This window comes from Thiofractor thiocamini (genome assembly GCF_055384375.1).
In genome coordinates, this window is the sequence record NZ_AP042389.1 from 681,475 (window position 1) to 700,359 (window position 18,885).

Consider the following 18,885-nt stretch of genomic DNA (forward strand, 5'->3'; position numbering starts at 1 on the left):
TAAAAATGAAAATAATGCTTGACAAGATAGACAAAAAAGTTTTTGAAGAGGAAATCACACTCATAGACAGATACTCTCAATATCTGAGCAAAACTATAGATGACTTTAGAAATTTCTTCAAGAAAAACAAGACAAAAACTAACGTTACTCCCAAAGAAATATTTGAAGATACGCTTAAGATCATAGGTAAATCTTTGGAAAATAAAAACATAAAAATCATTAAAAAATATAATTCCGATAAAAAATTTTGGACATATAAAAACGAACTTATACAGGTAATACTGAATATCATAAAAAATGCCGAGGATGCCATACTTGAAAAAGATATTAAAAATCCATATATTATCCTTGGTGCAGAAAATACTAAAGATAGCATTATAATGACTGTCGAAGATAACGCAGGGGGGATTCCTTCGGAAGTTGCAGATAAGATATTTGATCCGTATTTTTCTACAAAATTCCAGAAGGATGGAACCGGACTTGGACTGTATATGTCTAAAATCATTATAGAAAATCACTGCGGAGGAAGCTTAAAAGTGCAAAATGGTAAAGATGGTGCAATATTTTTCATAGAATTGATACTGGATAAAAAATGAAAAAACATATGAAAGAAATTTTAAATTTCAGCAAGACATTAAAAGTTCTATACGTCGAAGACAATTTTGAAGTAAGAGAGCAAACGCTAAAACTTTTTAAAAATTTTTTTAACGATATAGTTATAGCAACCAATGGACAAGAGGGTCTTGAAGAGTTTAAAAAAGAGAGAGTAGATATCGTCTTTGCAGATATAAGTATGCCTTTTATGAATGGCATAGAGATGCTAAATCATATAAGGAAACTTGATGAGAACTTACCTTGTGTTTTGATATCGGCACACAATGAAATAGGGTATTTTACTGAGGCGATTAAGTTAGGAGTAGATGGTTTTGTCATAAAACCCATAGATATAAAGCAGTTTTCTATGCTTCTTTATAAGATTTTAGAAAAGTTAAAACTAAAAAGAGAAAACATTAATTATACCGACAAATTAGAAAAAGAGGTTGAGAAAAAAACAAAAGAGTTATCCAAAAGATTATATACCGATGAGTTGACTTTACTACCAAATAGAGCTGCTATCATAGAGGAGTTTAGCAAATATGACAAAAACTATATACCTATCATTTTTATGATAGATATAGATTCTTTTAGAACTTACAATGAATTGTACGGTATAGATATAGCAAATGAGATACTTGTACAATTTTCAAAACTTCTTAGTCAATTTGCTAAAGATAAAGGTTATAAAGTTTTTAGAATTTTTGGAGATGAGTTTGTACTTTTTGATATGGTAGAGTATATCGATATGCAAAGATATGAAGAGACTACATATGAGTTGCTTGAGTATTTTGCAAAAAATCGACTTCATATCAAATCTCTCAATGAAGATATAGAACTTGATATAGCCATAGGGATGTCTTTTGGCAATAGTAACTCTTTGGCAAAAGCAAGTATCGCACTTTACAATGCCAAATCAAACGGGAAAAAATATAGTGCATATAGTTCTCAGATAGATAGAACTAAGCAGTTGCAAAACAATTTATACTGGAGAAAAGAGATAAAAAAATCTATAGAAGAAGATAGAGTAACTCCATACTTTCAACCTATCGTAAATCGCAAACAACAAATCATTAAGTATGAATCACTCATACGAATCTTACAAAAGAATAAAGATAACAATACCATAGCCGTAACTCCAAATAACTTTTTAGATATATCAAGACAGACTAAAAAATATGAAATATTATCATACAAAATGATAGAAAAAACTTTTAAGTTGACCAGAAATAAGCCTATATCATTTTCAATCAATTTGGATTATCAAGATTTGTATGATAGAAAACTTATAAGCCTGATAAAAAATGAGTTGCAAGAAAGGGATGATAAACAACATAAAATCATACTTGAGATACTTGAAGATCAGCAGATAAAAGATTATCACTCATTTGCAAGTAAGTTACAAGAGTTAAAAAAACTTGGTGCATTGGTAGCTATAGATGACTTTGGCAGCGGATACTCAAATCTTTCACATGTTATAGGTTTATCACCTGATTATCTAAAGATAGACTCAACTCTTGTAAAAAATGTAGTAAAAGATCTTAGATCAAGAAGAGTGATAAAAGCGGTTGTAAATCTTTCAAAATCCTTGGGGATGAAAACAATAGCAGAGTTTGTAAGTGATAAAGAGGTCTTCGATATAGTTTATGAATTGGGTGTAGATGAGTTTCAAGGGTATTACTTTGGAAAACCGATGAGTATAGATGACATAAAGGATGAAACATTATGATAAAACTTATCTCAATGAGTAAAAAGTTAAAAGTGTTATATGTAGAAGATAACAAAGAAGCAAGAGAACAGACACTAAAACTTTTGTACAATTTTTTTGATAAAATCGACATAGCACAAAATGGTCAAGAGGGATTGTCAAAATATATAGAACAATATGATAAATATCAACATCACTACGACTTGGTTATAAGTGATATAGCTATGCCGGTTATGGATGGTATAGAGATGTGTCGGCAGATGAAGCAGTTGAACCATATACAACCTGTACTTATCGTATCCGCATATAATGAATCAGAAAAATTACAACAGCTTATCGATATAGGTATTGATGATTTTGTAAACAAACCTATCGATACAAAAGTATTTTTTGAAAAAATTTCAAAGATTACAAATCAGATAGAAGAGAGAAAGAAAGAGAAAGAAAAACTTAATGAGATAGAAAAACTAAATCAAGAATTGGATGCTATGATAGATAGTTTTGATACTTATGTTATAGCTTCAAGAACAGATTTAAAAGGTATCATCACTTATGCAAGCAAAGCTTATGAAGATATCTCAGGATATACAAAAGAGGAGTTGATAGGAAAACCGCACAACATAGTAAGACACCCCGATATGCCAAAGTCGGCCTTTAGAGATATGTGGCATACGATAAAACAGGAAAAACTATGGGTCGGTGAAGTAAAAAATCTAAAAAAAGACGGTAGTTTTTACTGGGTAAAAGCCTACATAGCACCCTACTACGATAAAGATAAAAAACATGTCGGATATAGTGCTATAAGACTGGATATAACTGCTCAAAAAAGAGTTGAAGAGCTTCATAAAAAAGTCAATCTTCTTTTAGATAATGCAGGAGAGGGCTTTTTATCTTTTGATAAAAATTTTAAGTGTGAAGATAGCTACTCAAAAGAGTGTTTGAAAATCTTTAAAAAAGATGATATAGCAGGGTTAGATATAAGTGAACTTTTATTTGAAAATAACAATACAAGTAAAAACTTATTTAGAAACGGTATAAAAAATATCATAGATATAGAAGATGATTTAAGTAAGGATTTGATACTCTCTCTTTTTCCAAAAGAGTTGAAATTACACGGTAAAAACATACGGATAGATTATAAGATATTGGACGGATATAGGTTTATGCTGGTTATACAGGATATAACTGAAACTAAACAACTTAAAAAAAAGATAGACAGACAAAACATGATACAAAAGATGATAGTTTCCGTTGTTAGCAATCAGGAAGAGTTTGTAGAGTTAAAATCTGACTTTGAAAAGTTTATAACAAATCCACCAAAAGATAAAGATATACTACTTAGAAAACTTCACACTTTTAAAGGGATTTTTGCACAAAAAGATATGCTTTATATCAGCAATGCTATACATGATCTTGAATCAAAGATAAAGGATACTGCTTTGCAAGATATATCAAAAGTATTTGATGATTTTAACTTAAAAGCGATTTTTGAAAAAGATATAAAAATCATAGATGAAACATTGGGAGAAAATTTTCTAAAAAAATCCTCTTTGAAAGTTGATGTTAAAGAGTTAGATAATATCATTGAAGAACTTGAACAGATAAAAGTTGATAAAAATTATAAAGATAGTTTTGATAAAGTTATACATAGGTTAAAAGGGATGAGATATACTCCTTTATATCATATCTTAAAGCAATACTCTATACAAGTTGAAAAAGTTGCCAAAAAGTTAGATAAACTCATCTATCCACTTCAGATAGAGGGTGATAAAGAGTGGGTATTGCCAAAGAGATTAAAACCGTTTGTTGACTCACTAGTGCATCTTTTTAACAATTGTGTTGATCATGGAGTAAAAGAGGGTAGTACAAGAGAAAAAATGGGAAAAGATATATATGCCACGATAAAATGTGCCTATAAAATAGAACAAGATAAGCTATATATAGATATAAGTGATGACGGCTCGGGTATAGATATAGATAAAGTTGTATCCAATGCCATAGATAAAAATATCATAAACTCATCCCAATCTAAAGATATGAGTGAAGATGAAAAATTGAGCTTGATATTTGCTGATAATTTATCTACCAAAGATAGTGCAGATATGCTTTCTGGAAGAGGGGTAGGGATGAGTGCAATCAAAAATGAAATAGAAAAAATAGACGGAAATATAAAAATACAAAACAAAATCAACAAAGGCGTAAGTTTTGCCTTTGTTATACCATTACTAAAGGAGGAATTATGTTAAATATCATGATAGTTGATGATTCGACAATCATCAGAAAAACTTTACAAATGAAGCTTGAAAGCATAGGGTTCAATGTCGTAGCACAGGCAAAATCCGGTAAAGAAGCTATAGAGCTTTACAGGGAAACACTACCGGATTTGGTCACGATGGATATAACAATGCCCGTTATGAACGGAATAGAAGCACTAAAGCAGATAAAAAAAAGCTATAAAGATGCAAAAATCATCATGATAACATCCCATGGTGAAGAAAATATGGTGATGGAAGCTATCATGAATGGAGCAAAAGGTTATGTGCTAAAACCTATAACTGAAGAAAAGCTTACAAAAGCCATAACAAAAGTATATCCAGAATGTCAAAATATGTAAAAGCTATATTTGATAGCATAAGTAACACAACTATAGCTTTTTTAAAACATGATATATCTCTTGATATTGAGGATATCGCAACAGGTGTAACTTTTGACTATACTGACAAAGAGTATATAAGTGCCGTAAGCTTTAGTGCAGATATAAAGATATATTTTGTTATTTATATGGATAGAGAGTTGTCAAATCACATATATAAGATTTTTTTTCCGATGGAGTTAGAAGCCTCTGAAAAGTTAGAATTGTTAAAAGAGTTACCAAAAGAGATAGCCAACACTATAGCAGGTTTATCTATATCATCTTTTCCTGTCTCTTATCAAAAAGCTATACTAAGTCCACCTATAGACATAGATAAAAATTTATCAAAAAAGTTTTCGTCTTCTAAGCAGATAAGAACAAACAGAGGGATTTTTACATATGAGATTTTTGTAGTTGATTAGAAATAGTCCTACAAATCTTTAAAAATTACGTCTATCGCCAATAGCAAGAATCGAGATATATTTATTTATATGTTACATATTATTTTATCCAATTTCATATTGGTTAACATAATATATATTCTCTTGAAAATACTAAATATTCCTTAATACTATTTTGTGCAATATTATATGACAGCATGCATTATACTAAATAAAACCATTTGGTGAACGTATGTAAAATTTTACATAAAATTTTACATACAATATTCTATGGAAAAATTAACAGATGATATAACAAATAAAGTTGCATATCCATATACTTGAAGATTTAGATTATGATGTGCAGAATATATCGAATGAGTATGTAAGGCATATTGATTTACTTGGGCAAATAAGCCCAATACAAGCACAACTTCAACCACTCACCCAACCATAAGTATCAGAGACATCAGAGTAAACAACTTTATTTTACTCTATAGTGCACATAACCGTAAAGTATATCATATGAACACTTGTTCTTGCTAATTTAGAGTAAATATAACAGTTGTTCATATAAATATACTTGACAAATGAACAGTTGTTAAGTATAATTACAAAGACCATTATAAAGGGATTTGAATGAGTAAAACAACTAAAGAAAAGATTCTTGATGCTGCATTGGAGCTTTTTTCTCAAAAAGGATATAAAGGAGCTTCGGTTAGAATGATTTCATCAAAAGTGGGTATAAGAGAGAGTGCTTTGTACAATCATTTTAAAAACAAGGAGGATATACTTAACACTATAGTATCCACCCTATCCTCTTCCTCTCTTTCACTGGTTCAAGGTGATAGGCCTCTGGAAGTTTCCGCAAAAAAAGGAAAAAGTTTTTTAAGAGAATTTGCCACTTCATTCAAGCTTTTATCCTATGATGACAGATCTGAAAAATTCTTTAGATTTATGATGATTGAGCTGATGCAAAATAAAAATATAAGAGATATATTTTTAAATGATTTTCACCAGGCACATCTTAAGATCCTCTCTCAAGCATTTTTCATAATGATGCAAGAAGGCATGATCCGCTCAAGCGATCCTATGCTAATGGCAAGAGAATTTTTAGCTCCTCTTTTCTTTTACAGGATGCAAACTACACTTCTCAGGCTTGACGGTGTATCGACTACAACTGAAGCAACACTCTTTGAAAAACATATAGATTTCTTTTGGGAAATGATAAGCGCATGAGCTAAACTACTCTACGGTTGATGCATCGACCAATTCTTGGGGTATTTCATTTTTGGGGGATATGTTGGCACTCTCTTTAAAAAGAGTGATTTGTCTTATGATATTGCCTCTTCCGGTTGAGAGTTTTTTGAGAGCTTCTTTGTAACTCTCTTCACTCTTCTTGATGCTTTTTCCGATATTTTCAAAATCTTTCAAAAAGCCCACGAATTTACTATAGAGCTTCTCAGCCTTTATAGTCACCTCTTTTATATTTCTTGCCTGTTTTTCATATCTCCAACTATTTTCTACTGCTCTTAGAGCGACTAGGAGAGTTGTCGGACTGACTAAAACTATATGCTCTTTAAAAGCTTTGTCATAAAGAAGTGGATCACTTTTTAAAGCCAAAAGCAAAGCTCCCTCGATAGGAATGAACATAAATATAAAATCCAAAGAGTTCACCCCTTGCAGTTTTTCGTAATCTTTCTTAGAAAGTTCTTTTATATGCTCTTTTATGGAGTTAAGATGCAAGGATAGATATCTCTTTTTAGACTCCTCATCTTCACTTGATACATACTGTTCATAATGAGTCAATGAAGTTTTAGCATCTATGATGATCTGCCTGTCACCGGGAAGTTTGACTATCACATCTGGACGAAATTTCTCACCGTTACCGCTTTTTAGCACCACTTCTCGTTCATACTCTTCGCCTTCTCTAAGCCCGGAGCTTTCCAAAACTCTCTCAAGTATCATTTCACCCCATGTGCCTTGCTGTTTTGACTCTCCTTTTAGAGCATTTGTAAGATTGAGAGCATCCTGGCTCATCTTTTCATTTAACTCTTTAAGGGTTTTTATCTCATTTAAAAGAGTGTTTCTCTCTTTTGATTCTTTATCATATATATCATTCACTCTTTTTTTGAACTCTTCAAGTTGCAGTTTTACCGGGGTTATCAACTCTTTTACCCCCTGAGAGCTTTGCTCGGTAAACTTTTTACTGTTGTTTTCCAGCACTTTGTTTGCGATATAGTGAAATTCCTTGGTAAGTTTATCTCTGTTTTCCTCGAGAAGTTTCAATTTTTCTTCTATGCTTTTTTTCTGCTCTTTTATGGTTGTATTAAGTGTTGCTATAACAGTTTCGTTGTGACTGTTTTTTTCTTGCAAATCTTTGATAATAAGTGTTTTTTCATCACATATTTTCTTTAAATTTTCTATATTGTGCTCTTTTTCTTCAAGATGAGCTTTGAGTTTTGATATATCTTCTTTTAAATGCCCGATATCCGATATCTTCTGCTCTATAGCATGATATGCCTCTTTTAACTGTTTATTCTTTTCCTTGATGGTAAAAGAGAAAAAAACTATCATCAAGATAATTATACCAACAAGAGCATAAACCAAGTAAATAGTATCTATAGTCATAAAAACTTCTTTCTTATTAAGATTGTGATATCTCTAAAAAGGCCAAATGCTCTCAACAAGCTTCGTGCCCCACCCTTTGTGAGAATTTATATCCATCGAGCCTTCTGTTTTATAAAGTATCTTTGCATCGGCAACATATTTTGAACTTATGGTATTGGTCTGGTCTATATCGTAAGGTCTTATAACACCGCTTATCTGTATGATCTGTTTTTCGCCGTTTATGAGCATTTCTCTGCTTCCTACTATAAAGTAGTTGCCGTTATTCAGTATCTTAACAACTCTGGCTGAAATGGTTGTGGTAAACTGCTCACTTCTGGTGTTGTCTCCTTTGCTTGAAAAACTGTTTTGCGAATTTGTTCCAAATCCTATATTTGTAAGTCCGTTTACTTTATTGACTGCTCCGTTTACCGCCGCATTATTGCCGGTACTAGTGAAGATTCCACCTCCCAACTGATCATTGGTATTTTTTGACAAACTCTTTTTTGCGCTTGAACTTTGAAGAATGTTTTCATCTATGACAACTGTAACCAGGTCATTCACATTCATCGCTTTTCTATCTGAAAACAAGGGGTTGTCCCCTTTTCCAAAAAGACTTCCTTCGTTTTGGATCTGCCCCTCTTTTTCTTGAGAAGGCAACTGCTCCACATAAGCCGGCGGTTTCATGGCTATCTTTGGATCCACGCTTTTTGTAGCACATCCTGAAAACAGCACTATACTCAGACTAGAGAAAAATATCATAAGTTTTTTCTTCATGGGTTCTCCATCATATTTATATGGTATAATTACAAGTTATTAAGCAAAAACAGTTCCAAATAAATTTAGAGATACCCTCAAGGAGTGAAAGAGCATGAGCAAATTAAAAGAAAAACTACAGCTTGATATGAAAAATGCCATGAAAAACAAGGACAATATTACAAGAGATACCATAAGATTTCTCATGAGTTCTTTAAAGCAAGTTGAAGTTGATGAAAGAAAAGAGTTGAGTGATGAAGATATCATAAAAATCATCCAAAGATCCATCAAGCAAAGAGAAGATTCCATGACGCAGTACAAAGATGCCGGAAGAGACGACTTGTATGAACAGGAAAAAGCCGGAGTGGAGATACTAAAAAAATATCTTCCAAAACAGTTGAGCGACGATGAATTAAAAGAGGTAATATCTCAAATCATCTCCAAAACCGGTGCCGCTTCCATGAAAGATATGGGTAAAGTCATGGGTTTGGCCATAAAAGAAACAGCCGGAAAAGCCGACGGTAAAAGGATCAATGTGATAGTAAAAGAGTTATTGGGATAACTCTTTTACTTTAGATGCCCTTTAGTAGCTCATATGTCTGCTTTGCTATCTCAAGTTCCTCGTTAGTTGCGACTACAAAGAGTTTTATCTTTGATTTATCATCACTTATGAGAGTTTTGTGAGTATCATTGGCTTCATCATCAAGTCTGATGCCAAGACTCTCATCAAGTCCTTCACATACTTTTTGCCTTACTTTTGACGAGTGCTCCCCGATACCTCCTGTAAAAACCAAAGCATCCACTTTTCCTATGGCTACACAGTAAGCACCTATATATTTTTTTATACGATAACAAAATATCTCGAAAGCAAGTTTTGCTTTATCATCGCCATTTTTGGCTTTTTCTTCAACTTCTCTCATATCATTTGTCCCGCACAACCCTTTTAAACCACTTTTTTTGTTCAAGATATTATCGAGTTCTTCTATGCCAAGATTTAAATTTTTCGCAAGATAAAATATGATGGCAGGATCGATATCACCACATCTTGTACCCATAACCAAACCCTCAAGTGGAGTCAGTCCCATGGATGTATCTATACTTTTTCCATTTTTTATAGCTGCCATACTTGCACCGTTTCCAAGATGCAAAGTTATGAGGTTGCATTCATCCATGTCTTTGTTCAAGAGTTTTGCAGCCTCTTTTGCGACATAGTGGTGAGAAGTACCGTGAAAACCGTATCTTCTTACTTGATTGTCCGTATAGTACTTGTAAGGCAAAGCATAATGGTATGCAAAGTCCGGAATACTTTGATGAAAGGCGGTATCGAAAACGGCTACTTGTTTCAGAGTCGGGTTTACTTTTATGATTGCCTTTATACCTATGAGGTTTACAGGGTTATGAAGCGGTGCCAGGGGAGATACTTTTTCTATTTTCTCTATCACATCCTCGTTTATAACGGTAGGTTGGCTAAAATACTCTCCTCCATGCACCACTCTATGACCGACCGCTCCAAGTTCGTCGAAACTATTTAGTACTTTGTTTTTTATCAAGAGTTCTTCTAAAAGTTTGATGCCCTTAGAATGATTTTCTATCTTTGTATTTTTAGAAATCACCCCGTCATCTGAATAAGCGAATTTTATATGACCGGATTCTTCACCGATTTGTTCTATGATACCCTGGCAAACAGATATGCTCTTGCCCATATCAAATATCTGGAATTTTATGGAAGAACTGCCGCTGTTAAGTACTAAAATCTTCATACTACATACTCCTTAATTACAAAAAAGATAACTATAATCAAATAAACTTTAAAAGTCAAGCCAATTGAATAATCTTTAGGGTTTAAATTTTCTTATCATTTTTTTAAAGATCCTATACTCCTCTTGGGAAAATTTTTCTTGATATCTTAGCTTGATATAAATATCCGTGATATCTTTCAATTTGGCTGATCCAGGCATATCGCCTGCACTTTTTAAAAAAGTCAACGCTCCCTCATGATGCTCTTTTTTATAACCTTTTTTTTCCAGCTTTCTTAAAAGCTTTCTATACTCCTTTAGCACCCTATCCTCTTCTTTGGCAGAGAAAAAATACCTGTACGAAAGATAACTCATCATAGCCAATCCCACAAAAACAATAAGGAAATAAAATAGTACCGACCTGTTTCTTTCAATGGCATTTATAACCCTCAACTGTTTAAAATAATCGTAATTTAAAATCCAGTTATCTATAGTGTATTTTACATACATCATATATAGATATATTTTTTTACCTATGGTGAGATTTTGCTTTGTTCGTGTACTTGAAGTCGCTCTTATATGCTCGGCTTCATTTGCGGTATTCTTGACAAATGCATAAACTGTGGGATCGACCCTGACCCACCCTCTCTTTTTCAAGTAAACTTCATTCCATGTATGGGCATTTTTTTCTCTTATCAGTATATAGTTATTGACTCTCTCTTTGTAATCGGCCTTGTATCCGCTGACCAATCTTGTCGGAAGCCCGGCGTCTCTGGCAAGTATGGCAAAAGCTGTTGCAAAATGAACGCAGTAGCCCTCTTTTTCTTTAAAAAGTATCTCATCCACTTTATCTTTTGAAGTTAATTTTTTAGGTTTTAGAATATAGGTAAAATTCGATTTTTTGAAAAATTCTATGATATACTGTAGTATCTCTTCATCATTTTTTGATTTGGATAGTATACTTTTTGCCAAAGACCTTGTTTTGGGGTTTAGATATGCACTTGATACAAGAGAGTAACTTCTTGTTATCTTATCGAGTGTCAAGATCTTATATCTGGTCGCGGAGGTCATGACATAATGCTTTATCCCGTTTATCGGCTTATATGTTTTTAAAATGAAATCCTCATCTATATAGGCATCGTCCGGATATGAGTTTTTTGGTATACTTACAGGCATATCCATACTGAATAACACTTTTTCTTGTGTTGGATAAAGAGTAACGTCATAAGTGACAAAAGAGTTTTTATCAACCAATAGCCTAGGAGCGGGAACTGTTTTTCTTAAAATAGACCAATGCCTGTTTCCGTCATAATTATACAGTACGGCACCCCTGAAATAAAGCATATCCTCTTTTGGCAATTTGTCTATAAAGTTGACTTCCATAACCAGAGTATCGGAGTTTAAAAGCTCTTCTCCCTCTCCAAGATCTACGGTATCACCAAAACCGCTTACTTTTACGGTCTGCCCTTTGAAACCAAAATCCTGCTTTTGAAATGAAATTCTGGGAAATACCAAAAACAACACCACAACAAACGGTATGGAAGTCACAAAGATAAAAAATGTATATCTTACGGATTGCTTTATACTTAGTGATGTATTTGCCACCATGATGACATTAATCGCCGCAAACAAGACCAGTACGGTATAGATGAGATAGTATATATTGTTATAATAAAACAGCGAAGTTATCAACAATAAAACCGGACTTATTTTTATGAGCGTACTTTTGTAGTTACTTATAAGCTGCAAGGATATAACAAATATAAGCAAAGATGTAACAATATCTATAAAAATTTTCGCTCTAACGAGACTTGATACATTTATATATCTTATGTATTCAAAAAGTCCGAAAACGATACCTGTGGTTATAAAAAAAGTTAAAACGACGGTTCTACTCAAGTATGTAAAACGGTACAGATACACCACAAACAAGAAGATATACAGATTTAGCAAGAAAGGTAGATGAAACATATGGGGTATCAAAGTCAATGCCAAAAGTATATAGATGACTTTCTTTTCTTCAAGTATATTTACCAGCATATTTTATCCATAAAGTGCCAATGCGGTTAAAATCTGATTTAAAGAGTATTTTTTCGAGTCAAATACCAAACCGCCGGGTAGTTTTATTTCAAAATCATAACCTTTCTTTTTGGCTTCAACTGCCCAAAGCGTTAACTGGGAAAGTCTTTTTTCCATATCCCCATTTATCGCATTGTAGTCAAAAATGTAGCTTTTTTTCTTATGTGAGCGATAATACTCCTTGCTCATCAACGATCCTTTTGCCAAACTTTTCCAGTGTATTCTAGAAAACGAATCATTTTGAGAGTATGTTCTTACACCTTTAAAATCCTCTCTTTCACCAAAAATCCCCATACTCGAATCAAAAAAACTCTCAAGCCCAATACCTCTTTTTTCCGGAAATATGATGATCTCTTTGTCAAGGTCCAGATCACAGTAATATTGATCAAATATATACAAAGGAAAAGCGGAGGTTATGTGCAGTATGGGTATCTTGGCTTTGCCTCTTTTGTTGTATATTTTTTTCAAAATTATCTCTTTACTACTGTTTGCGGGAAGAGATATAACTATCTCATTGTTGATCTTTATATCATATTTATCAAAATTCTCCCTGTTTTGTACTCTTATATGGATGTTGGCACTCTCCTTGGCGTATCTGTTATCACTGCTTATATAAAAAAATTCCAAATTTTTTAGGTTTTTTTTAAGCAAAAAGTAATTGTTCGTAATGATACCCAATATGAAAAATACAAATATATAGACTATGTTATTATTGTGCATATATGCTTGAAGCAAAAAGACGGCAACAAAGATAAAAAATATAAAATTTTCTTTGAAAGGTATGCTGACTTTTAACTTTTCAACTCTCACACTTTCAAGCCTAATCTATACTTATGCTATGGATTATCTCTTTTGCCAGATCGTCTGGAGTCAGATTTTCATCTACTTTTTTCAATCTATGGGCTACAACATACGGCAGTACGGTTTGCACATCCTCAGGTAAAACATAATCCCTGCCTTCTATAAGTGCCCATGCTTTTGACATTTTTGCAAGAACTATGACTCCTCTTGTGGATATTCCCACATGAAATATTTTGCTTCTGGTAAAAGAAACTATATCTTGTACGTATGATACCACTGCATCTGAGAGCAGGACATCATCGACTTGTTCCTGCAAAGAAAGGATATCTTCCAACTCCAAAGATTTTATACTATGGATATCCTTTTTGTTTTCACCTCTTATGATCGCTTCTTCAGCGTTCTTATCGGGATATCCTATATTCATGGATATGAAAAATCTATCTTTTTGAGAAGAAGGAAGATCAAAAACCCCTATCTCTTCAAGAGGATTTTGTGTCGCTATAACAAAAAAAGGCTCCGGGAGACTTCTAGTAACTCCGTCGATGGAAACTTGATGCTCTTCCATGGCTTCTAGTAAAGCACTTTGGGTTTTAGGGGTTGAGCGGTTTATCTCGTCAGCCAAGATGAACTGTGAAAATATAGATCCCTTTTTAAAAGAAAAAGATAATGTTTTTTGGTCGAAAACATTTACCCCAAGTATATCGGAAGGAAGAAGATCACTGGTGAATTGTATCCTGCTGTATTCGAGATCTAGGACTTTTGCCAGTGTTTTAGCCAAAGTGGTTTTACCGACTCCGGGGATATCTTCTATGAGTATATGCCCTTTTGCCATAAAAGTCGCCAACGCGAGCTTGATCTGCAACTCTTTGCCAAATATGACTTTTCCAGTCTCTTTTAAAACTTCATCAACTGTTTTTTTCATTACTGCTTCACCTATAACGTTTTAAAAATACCCTCTATATACTATACAAAGTTTTTTCTTAACCTTGTATTTCTATTGTAACATAAGATAAGGTATTAAGAAACAGCAATGAGTTTTATTCTTCTTCACCCGCCTGTATGGCTGTTATAGCAACTGTATTTACTATATCCTCCACCAAACAGCCTCTGCTTAAGTCGTTAACCGGCTTTTTAAGACCCTGCAAAACAGGACCTACGGCTACTGCATTCGAACTTCTTTGCACCGCTTTGTATGTATTGTTACCGGTATTTAGATCCGGGAAGATAAAAACGGTAGCTCTGCCTGCGACTTTGGAGTTGGGTAATTTTTTCTTCGCTACTTTTTCATCTATGGCGGCATCGTACTGTATAGGACCCTCCACTAAAAGATCAGGTCTTAACTCTTTAACAAGTTGTGTCGCTTTTGCTACCTTTTCCACATCCTCGCCGCTACCTGAACTTCCTGTTGAGTATGAAAGCATTGCAACTATAGGCTCGATACCGAAAAGTTTGGCTGTATCTGCTGAAGATATAGCTATCTGGGCCAACTGTTCGGCGTTTGGATCACGATTGACCGCACAATCACCGTAAACCAGTACCTTAGTGTCCAAACACATGAAAAATACACTTGAAACTATGGAGATGCCAGGTTTTGTTTTTACAATCTGTAAGGCAGGTCTGATCGTATCTGCTGTGGTATTGTTGGCTCCACTTACCATACCGTCGGCATCACCCATATATATCATCATTGTAGCGAAGTAATTTTTGTTGTTCATTATATCGAGTGCACCCTCTTCCGTCATACCTTTATGTTTTCTAAGCTCATAAAATTTCTTGGCATATTTTGATTTGAGTTTGCTGGTCTTTGGATCTACTATCTTTATACTGTCATGCAGTTTTATACCCAAAGATGAACATCTTGAACTTATCTCCTCTTTATTGCCCAAAAGTATCACATCGACCGCTCTTCTTCTTTGGAGTATATCCGTAGCTCTTAGTATCCTCTCATCCTCGCTCTCGGGCAAAACTATGGTTTTTGGATTGGCTCTTGCTTTTTCAAACATCCTGTACTCGAACATAGCAGGGGTCATGATGTCGCTTGATGCAGCGGTATCTATCTTCTCTTCTATGTTTTTAAGGTTTATATATGTATTGAACAGTCCTTCTATGATAGCGATCTTGTTCAAGCTGTTTGGCATTATCTTCGCTCTTGTCTCACTCACTTTCATAGCGGTTTGAAAAGTATCATCCCCTGAGGTCAGTATAGGTATAGTAAACTCTCCTACACCTCCGATAAGTCTCATAAAGACTTCATCAGGCACATAACCTCCGGTAAGTACGATACCTGAAATGGAAGGAAAATCTTTTGAATAGTTTGCTGCGATTGATCCAAGTATCATATCGAGTCTGTCACCGGGAGTGATAACAAGGTCACCGTCTTCAAGGCGAATTAAAAAATGATCCAGGTTCATAGCGGCGATCTTGCTTTGCTTTACCAGCCTTTTCAAATCCTTTTCTTTTCCTATTATATATTTGGAATTTAAATTATCCCCTACTTCACCTATGGTAGGATATGAAAGTTCTCTGACTTCAGGCAAAAGATATACAGGAACATCATCTTTTTCCAAAAACCTTACTTTGTTGGTCAAGTCTATCAATGATTCTTTATCAAGTCTATTTATAAATGTAGCAAAATGTGTACAGCCCTCATCTTTTATAGTTTCTTCCTCTATCTTTGCTTCTTCCCATATCTCTTTTGAAGTTTTATCTTTTCCACTTAAAACTCCGACAATAGGACTTCCGATATTTTTAGCGATCTCAAGATTGATATCAAAATCAACCGTAGCGGTAAAAAGCGACTTGCTTATACCTTCACAAAGGATAAAATCATACTGTTTTTCCAAAGCTTCAAACTTTTCGATAACTTTTTCATACAGTTCATTTGTTTGATTATTGGCTATAAGAGATTCGGCTTCATGCATTGTAAAAGCATAAGTGTTTTCATAATCGATTTTCAAATGAAAATGTTCCATCATAAACTTTATATCGTCATCAAGTTTTGGAGACTCTTCTATGATTATAGGTCTGAAAAAAGCTACTTTTTGAATCTTTCTTTTCAAGATGCCCATCAATCCCATAGAGACAACCAGTCCTCCGGCATTTTCCTCTAACGATGCTACGAAAAGACTTTTTATCTTCATATCGATCTCCTATTGTAGTAGTATATAAACCCAAATTATACAACAATTTTTTCATAAAAAGCTTAAAAAAAGCTTTTTTTTAGCATAAATATACATAATTATTATGTATAAGCATATCATATATTTTAGATATATTATTTAAATATATAAGTGTAATATTTTATATAAATAATGTTTATCATAAGTATATTTTATATTATTTAATTTTTTGAATTTTATTAAAAATAATATTTAAATTTAAACTATCGGAACATATTTTTAAGTTGTATATGAATATATTTCATTTAAAACCCTATATTATTATGTATATATAAATAAAAATAAAATACATAAAACTTTTTTGTAATATTTTAATATAAGAAATATAAAATTTCTAATACTTATTTTTTTATTTTGTCTTAAATTTATAATTAATATAAATAGTTTAATTATAAAACAGTTAAATAGGAGTAATCTTTCATATTAGAAAAGATATTTTGCCAAATTGGAGTAAATATGCTTAGTTTTCTAATTCTACTTATAGCTTTATCGCTATTTTTAACTCTCATTCGTTTTGTGATCGGCCCTACACTTGCAGACAGAGTTGTTGCTTTTGATTCTATGAGTATCATCGCTACATCTCTACTTGTTGTTTTATCATTTTATTTTAGAAAAAGTCTGTACCTTGATGTTGCATTCATTTTTGGATTGATTGGATTTACAGGTACTGTAGTATTTGCCAAATTTCTGGACAAGGAGTTGTAATGCTCGATATGATAGGTTATATTTTTATATTTTTAGGCGTTATACTTTTTTTGTTGAGTGGAACCGGGCTTCTTAGAATGCCGGACACCTTAACAAGAATGCAAACAGCGACAAAAGCATCTACACTTGGTTCTGTATTGGTGCTTATAGGTATAGCATTTTTTGAACCCTCCTGGTCTTTTAAGCTAGCCGTACTGGGTATATTCATTTTGATAACCAATCCCATATCATCTTCAATCTTAGCTATGACAACTTACAAAAGATTTGCCAAATACATATATAACAGCAGTGGTGCAGATGCTTTCAAAACTCTTTTGGAAAAAGATGACAAATCCGAGGAGGAGACAGAACAATGATGGGTCTTATCGTTTTATTTACTTTTTTGGCGATGATAGTGGTTGCTTTGTATTCTATAAATTCCAAAGATATAACTCAAAGCGTTATACTGTTTATGGGTGTAGGTTTGGGAAGTGTAGTACTTTTTTTCATTTTTCAAGCCCCGGATGTTGCATTGACTGAAGCAGTTATAGGAAGTGGCCTTAGTACAGCAGTATTTTTACTGGGTATTAGACACACATCCAAAGAGGAGGCAAAAAAATGAATTTGAAAAAAGATATAGCGCTAAAAAGCATACTCTTTTCTATCCTGACCTCTGTTTTTATGCTCTCGGTACTCAATCTTCTACTTAGTGTGAAAGAAGATAGTTTTAAAACCGTAGGAGATATTTTTTTGTCACTCAACTTAAGTACCGCTACGGCAAATGCCGTGACATCTGTAGTGACATTCTTCAGAGGTATCGACACAGTAGGTGAAGTTACAGTACTGTTTTTGGCCACTACAGGTGTTGCCATGATTCTCTCCTCTTCTCAAAGATTGGGCGAAAAGTTAATCCATCAAAGAAGTTTTATCCTGGAAACCGGCAGCAAGCTACTTTTTAGCGTCATAGTGCTTTTTGGTGTTTATATCATCATTCACGGTCATTTGAGCCCAGGTGGAGGTTTTCAAGGAGGTGTCGTTATAGCAACAGCTTTTTTACTGTTATTTCTTGCAAATCCAAACATAAGCCTTAACCATTCTATTTTAACATTGGGTGAATCATTAAGCGGAGTCGCCTATGTTCTTATAGTCATTATCGGTCTTTTTAAAACAGGAACGTTGCTCAGTAACTTTTTGCCCCACAACATTACACAGATGGGCAATTTGATAAGTGGTGGTATCATTCCTGTTATATACATTATAGTAGGCATAAAGGTCGGCAGTGAAATGAGCGTTATAGTAGAGTACTTTATCAAAGAGGAAGCTGAAGAGGAAGCTGAAGAAGAGGTGAAATATGCTTGATTATTTAAATTCTGTGGAAGCCATACATTTCATAGTTATCTTCGGAAGTCTTATACTGTTTTGCATAGGACTTTTTGGAGTTTTTACCAGAAAACATCTTTTAAGGGTTCTTATATCATTTTCCATAATGGAATCCGCCCTTTTTACATTCTTTATAGGATTACACTATAAAGTCGGCTTGGTCGCTCCTATAGTTGATAGTGTAAAAAAAGATTTTACAGGCATGGTCGACCCGGTGCCACAAGCTATGATATTGACAACTATTGTTATCGGTCTTGCCGTTTTGGCTCTTGGTATCTCTTTTGGTATAGAATACTTCAAGCTAACCGGTAAAAACGATATATCTCTAATGAATGAAGCGAGGGATTGA

At 33.6% G+C, this 18,885-nt stretch carries 19 protein-coding genes; 12 read left to right on the forward strand and 7 right to left on the reverse strand.

Going from position 1 to position 18,885, the window contains the following annotated elements:
- Window positions 1–5 precede the first annotated feature (5 nt).
- The 6 genes from ACZ47B_RS03440 to ACZ47B_RS03465 all read left to right on the forward strand — a co-directional run bounded on the left by ACZ47B_RS03440 (window position 6) and on the right by ACZ47B_RS03465 (window position 6,553).
- The gene (locus ACZ47B_RS03440; RefSeq protein ID WP_464895286.1) at window positions 6–596 is read left to right on the forward strand and encodes a sensor histidine kinase; all 591 of its coding nucleotides are present in this window, start codon (window positions 6–8) and stop codon (window positions 594–596) included.
- Complete coding sequence (locus ACZ47B_RS03445) at window positions 593–2,323, forward strand: EAL domain-containing response regulator (protein ID WP_464895287.1); 1,731 nt, start codon at window positions 593–595, stop codon at window positions 2,321–2,323. Before ACZ47B_RS03440 ends, ACZ47B_RS03445 begins: the two co-directional genes overlap by 4 nt.
- Window positions 2,320–4,548 (forward strand): PAS domain S-box protein, encoded by a 2,229-nt coding sequence (locus ACZ47B_RS03450; RefSeq protein WP_464895288.1) that lies wholly within the window; start codon window positions 2,320–2,322, stop codon window positions 4,546–4,548. The genes ACZ47B_RS03445 and ACZ47B_RS03450 overlap by 4 nt, the downstream gene beginning before the upstream one ends.
- Window positions 4,542–4,916: a response regulator gene (locus ACZ47B_RS03455; protein WP_464895289.1), complete on the forward strand. Its 375-nt coding sequence runs from the start codon at window positions 4,542–4,544 to the stop codon at window positions 4,914–4,916. The genes ACZ47B_RS03450 and ACZ47B_RS03455 overlap by 7 nt, the downstream gene beginning before the upstream one ends.
- Window positions 4,901–5,356, forward strand: coding sequence for a chemotaxis protein CheX (locus ACZ47B_RS03460; protein WP_464895290.1), 456 nt, complete (start codon window positions 4,901–4,903; stop codon window positions 5,354–5,356). Before ACZ47B_RS03455 ends, ACZ47B_RS03460 begins: the two co-directional genes overlap by 16 nt.
- A 597-nt stretch (window positions 5,357–5,953) precedes the next feature.
- Window positions 5,954–6,553, forward strand: coding sequence for a TetR/AcrR family transcriptional regulator (locus ACZ47B_RS03465; RefSeq protein WP_464895291.1), 600 nt, complete (start codon window positions 5,954–5,956; stop codon window positions 6,551–6,553).
- Window positions 6,554–6,559: 6 nt separating this feature from the next.
- On the opposite strand, the gene ACZ47B_RS03470 is transcribed toward ACZ47B_RS03465, so the two are convergent.
- Entirely contained in the window at window positions 6,560–7,945 is a 1,386-nt protein-coding gene (locus tag ACZ47B_RS03470) for a DNA recombination protein RmuC (RefSeq protein WP_464895292.1), read from the reverse strand.
- A gap of 33 nt (window positions 7,946–7,978) precedes the next feature.
- A complete protein-coding gene (gene flgH / locus ACZ47B_RS03475; RefSeq protein WP_464895293.1) occupies window positions 7,979–8,698 on the reverse strand; it encodes a flagellar basal body L-ring protein FlgH in 720 nt (239 codons plus the stop codon).
- A 94-nt stretch (window positions 8,699–8,792) separates the two neighbouring features.
- Here flgH and ACZ47B_RS03480 point away from each other — a divergent pair, with 94 nt between their 5' ends.
- Complete coding sequence (locus tag ACZ47B_RS03480) at window positions 8,793–9,239, forward strand: GatB/YqeY domain-containing protein (RefSeq protein WP_464895294.1); 447 nt, start codon at window positions 8,793–8,795, stop codon at window positions 9,237–9,239.
- Between the two features lie 10 nt (window positions 9,240–9,249).
- Here the strand turns inward: ACZ47B_RS03480 and ACZ47B_RS03485 are convergent, their stop codons facing one another.
- The 5 genes from ACZ47B_RS03485 to pta form a co-directional block, all read right to left on the reverse strand.
- Window positions 9,250–10,437 carry an acetate/propionate family kinase gene (locus ACZ47B_RS03485; protein ID WP_464895295.1) on the reverse strand — a complete coding sequence of 396 codons (1,188 nt, stop codon included), beginning with the start codon at window positions 10,435–10,437 and terminating at the stop codon, window positions 9,250–9,252.
- A gap of 75 nt (window positions 10,438–10,512) precedes the next feature.
- Window positions 10,513–12,453, reverse strand: coding sequence for a transglutaminase TgpA family protein (locus ACZ47B_RS03490; RefSeq protein ID WP_464895296.1), 1,941 nt, complete (start codon window positions 12,451–12,453; stop codon window positions 10,513–10,515).
- 3 nt (window positions 12,454–12,456) lie between these two features.
- Window positions 12,457–13,302: a DUF58 domain-containing protein gene (locus ACZ47B_RS03495; protein WP_464895297.1), complete on the reverse strand. Its 846-nt coding sequence runs from the start codon at window positions 13,300–13,302 to the stop codon at window positions 12,457–12,459.
- A 10-nt stretch (window positions 13,303–13,312) separates the two neighbouring features.
- Window positions 13,313–14,215 carry an AAA family ATPase gene (locus ACZ47B_RS03500; RefSeq protein WP_464895298.1) on the reverse strand — a complete coding sequence of 301 codons (903 nt, stop codon included), beginning with the start codon at window positions 14,213–14,215 and terminating at the stop codon, window positions 13,313–13,315.
- 115 nt (window positions 14,216–14,330) lie between these two features.
- Complete coding sequence (gene pta, locus ACZ47B_RS03505) at window positions 14,331–16,433, reverse strand: phosphate acetyltransferase (protein ID WP_464895299.1); 2,103 nt, start codon at window positions 16,431–16,433, stop codon at window positions 14,331–14,333.
- Window positions 16,434–16,928: 495 nt separating this feature from the next.
- Here pta and ACZ47B_RS03510 point away from each other — a divergent pair, with 495 nt between their 5' ends.
- From ACZ47B_RS03510 to ACZ47B_RS03530, 5 genes are read left to right on the forward strand one after another with little or no spacing between them, the layout of a single operon-like run.
- Window positions 16,929–17,177, forward strand: coding sequence for an MrpF/PhaF family protein (locus tag ACZ47B_RS03510; protein WP_464895300.1), 249 nt, complete (start codon window positions 16,929–16,931; stop codon window positions 17,175–17,177).
- Complete coding sequence (gene mnhG / locus ACZ47B_RS03515; protein WP_464895301.1) at window positions 17,177–17,533, forward strand: monovalent cation/H(+) antiporter subunit G; 357 nt, start codon at window positions 17,177–17,179, stop codon at window positions 17,531–17,533. Before ACZ47B_RS03510 ends, mnhG begins: the two co-directional genes overlap by 1 nt.
- Window positions 17,530–17,778, forward strand: coding sequence for a Na(+)/H(+) antiporter subunit B (locus tag ACZ47B_RS03520; RefSeq protein ID WP_464895302.1), 249 nt, complete (start codon window positions 17,530–17,532; stop codon window positions 17,776–17,778). The genes mnhG and ACZ47B_RS03520 overlap by 4 nt, the downstream gene beginning before the upstream one ends.
- Window positions 17,775–18,515: an MnhB domain-containing protein gene (locus ACZ47B_RS03525; protein WP_464895303.1), complete on the forward strand. Its 741-nt coding sequence runs from the start codon at window positions 17,775–17,777 to the stop codon at window positions 18,513–18,515. Before ACZ47B_RS03520 ends, ACZ47B_RS03525 begins: the two co-directional genes overlap by 4 nt.
- The gene (locus ACZ47B_RS03530; RefSeq protein ID WP_464895304.1) at window positions 18,508–18,885 is read left to right on the forward strand and encodes a sodium:proton antiporter; all 378 of its coding nucleotides are present in this window, start codon (window positions 18,508–18,510) and stop codon (window positions 18,883–18,885) included. Before ACZ47B_RS03525 ends, ACZ47B_RS03530 begins: the two co-directional genes overlap by 8 nt.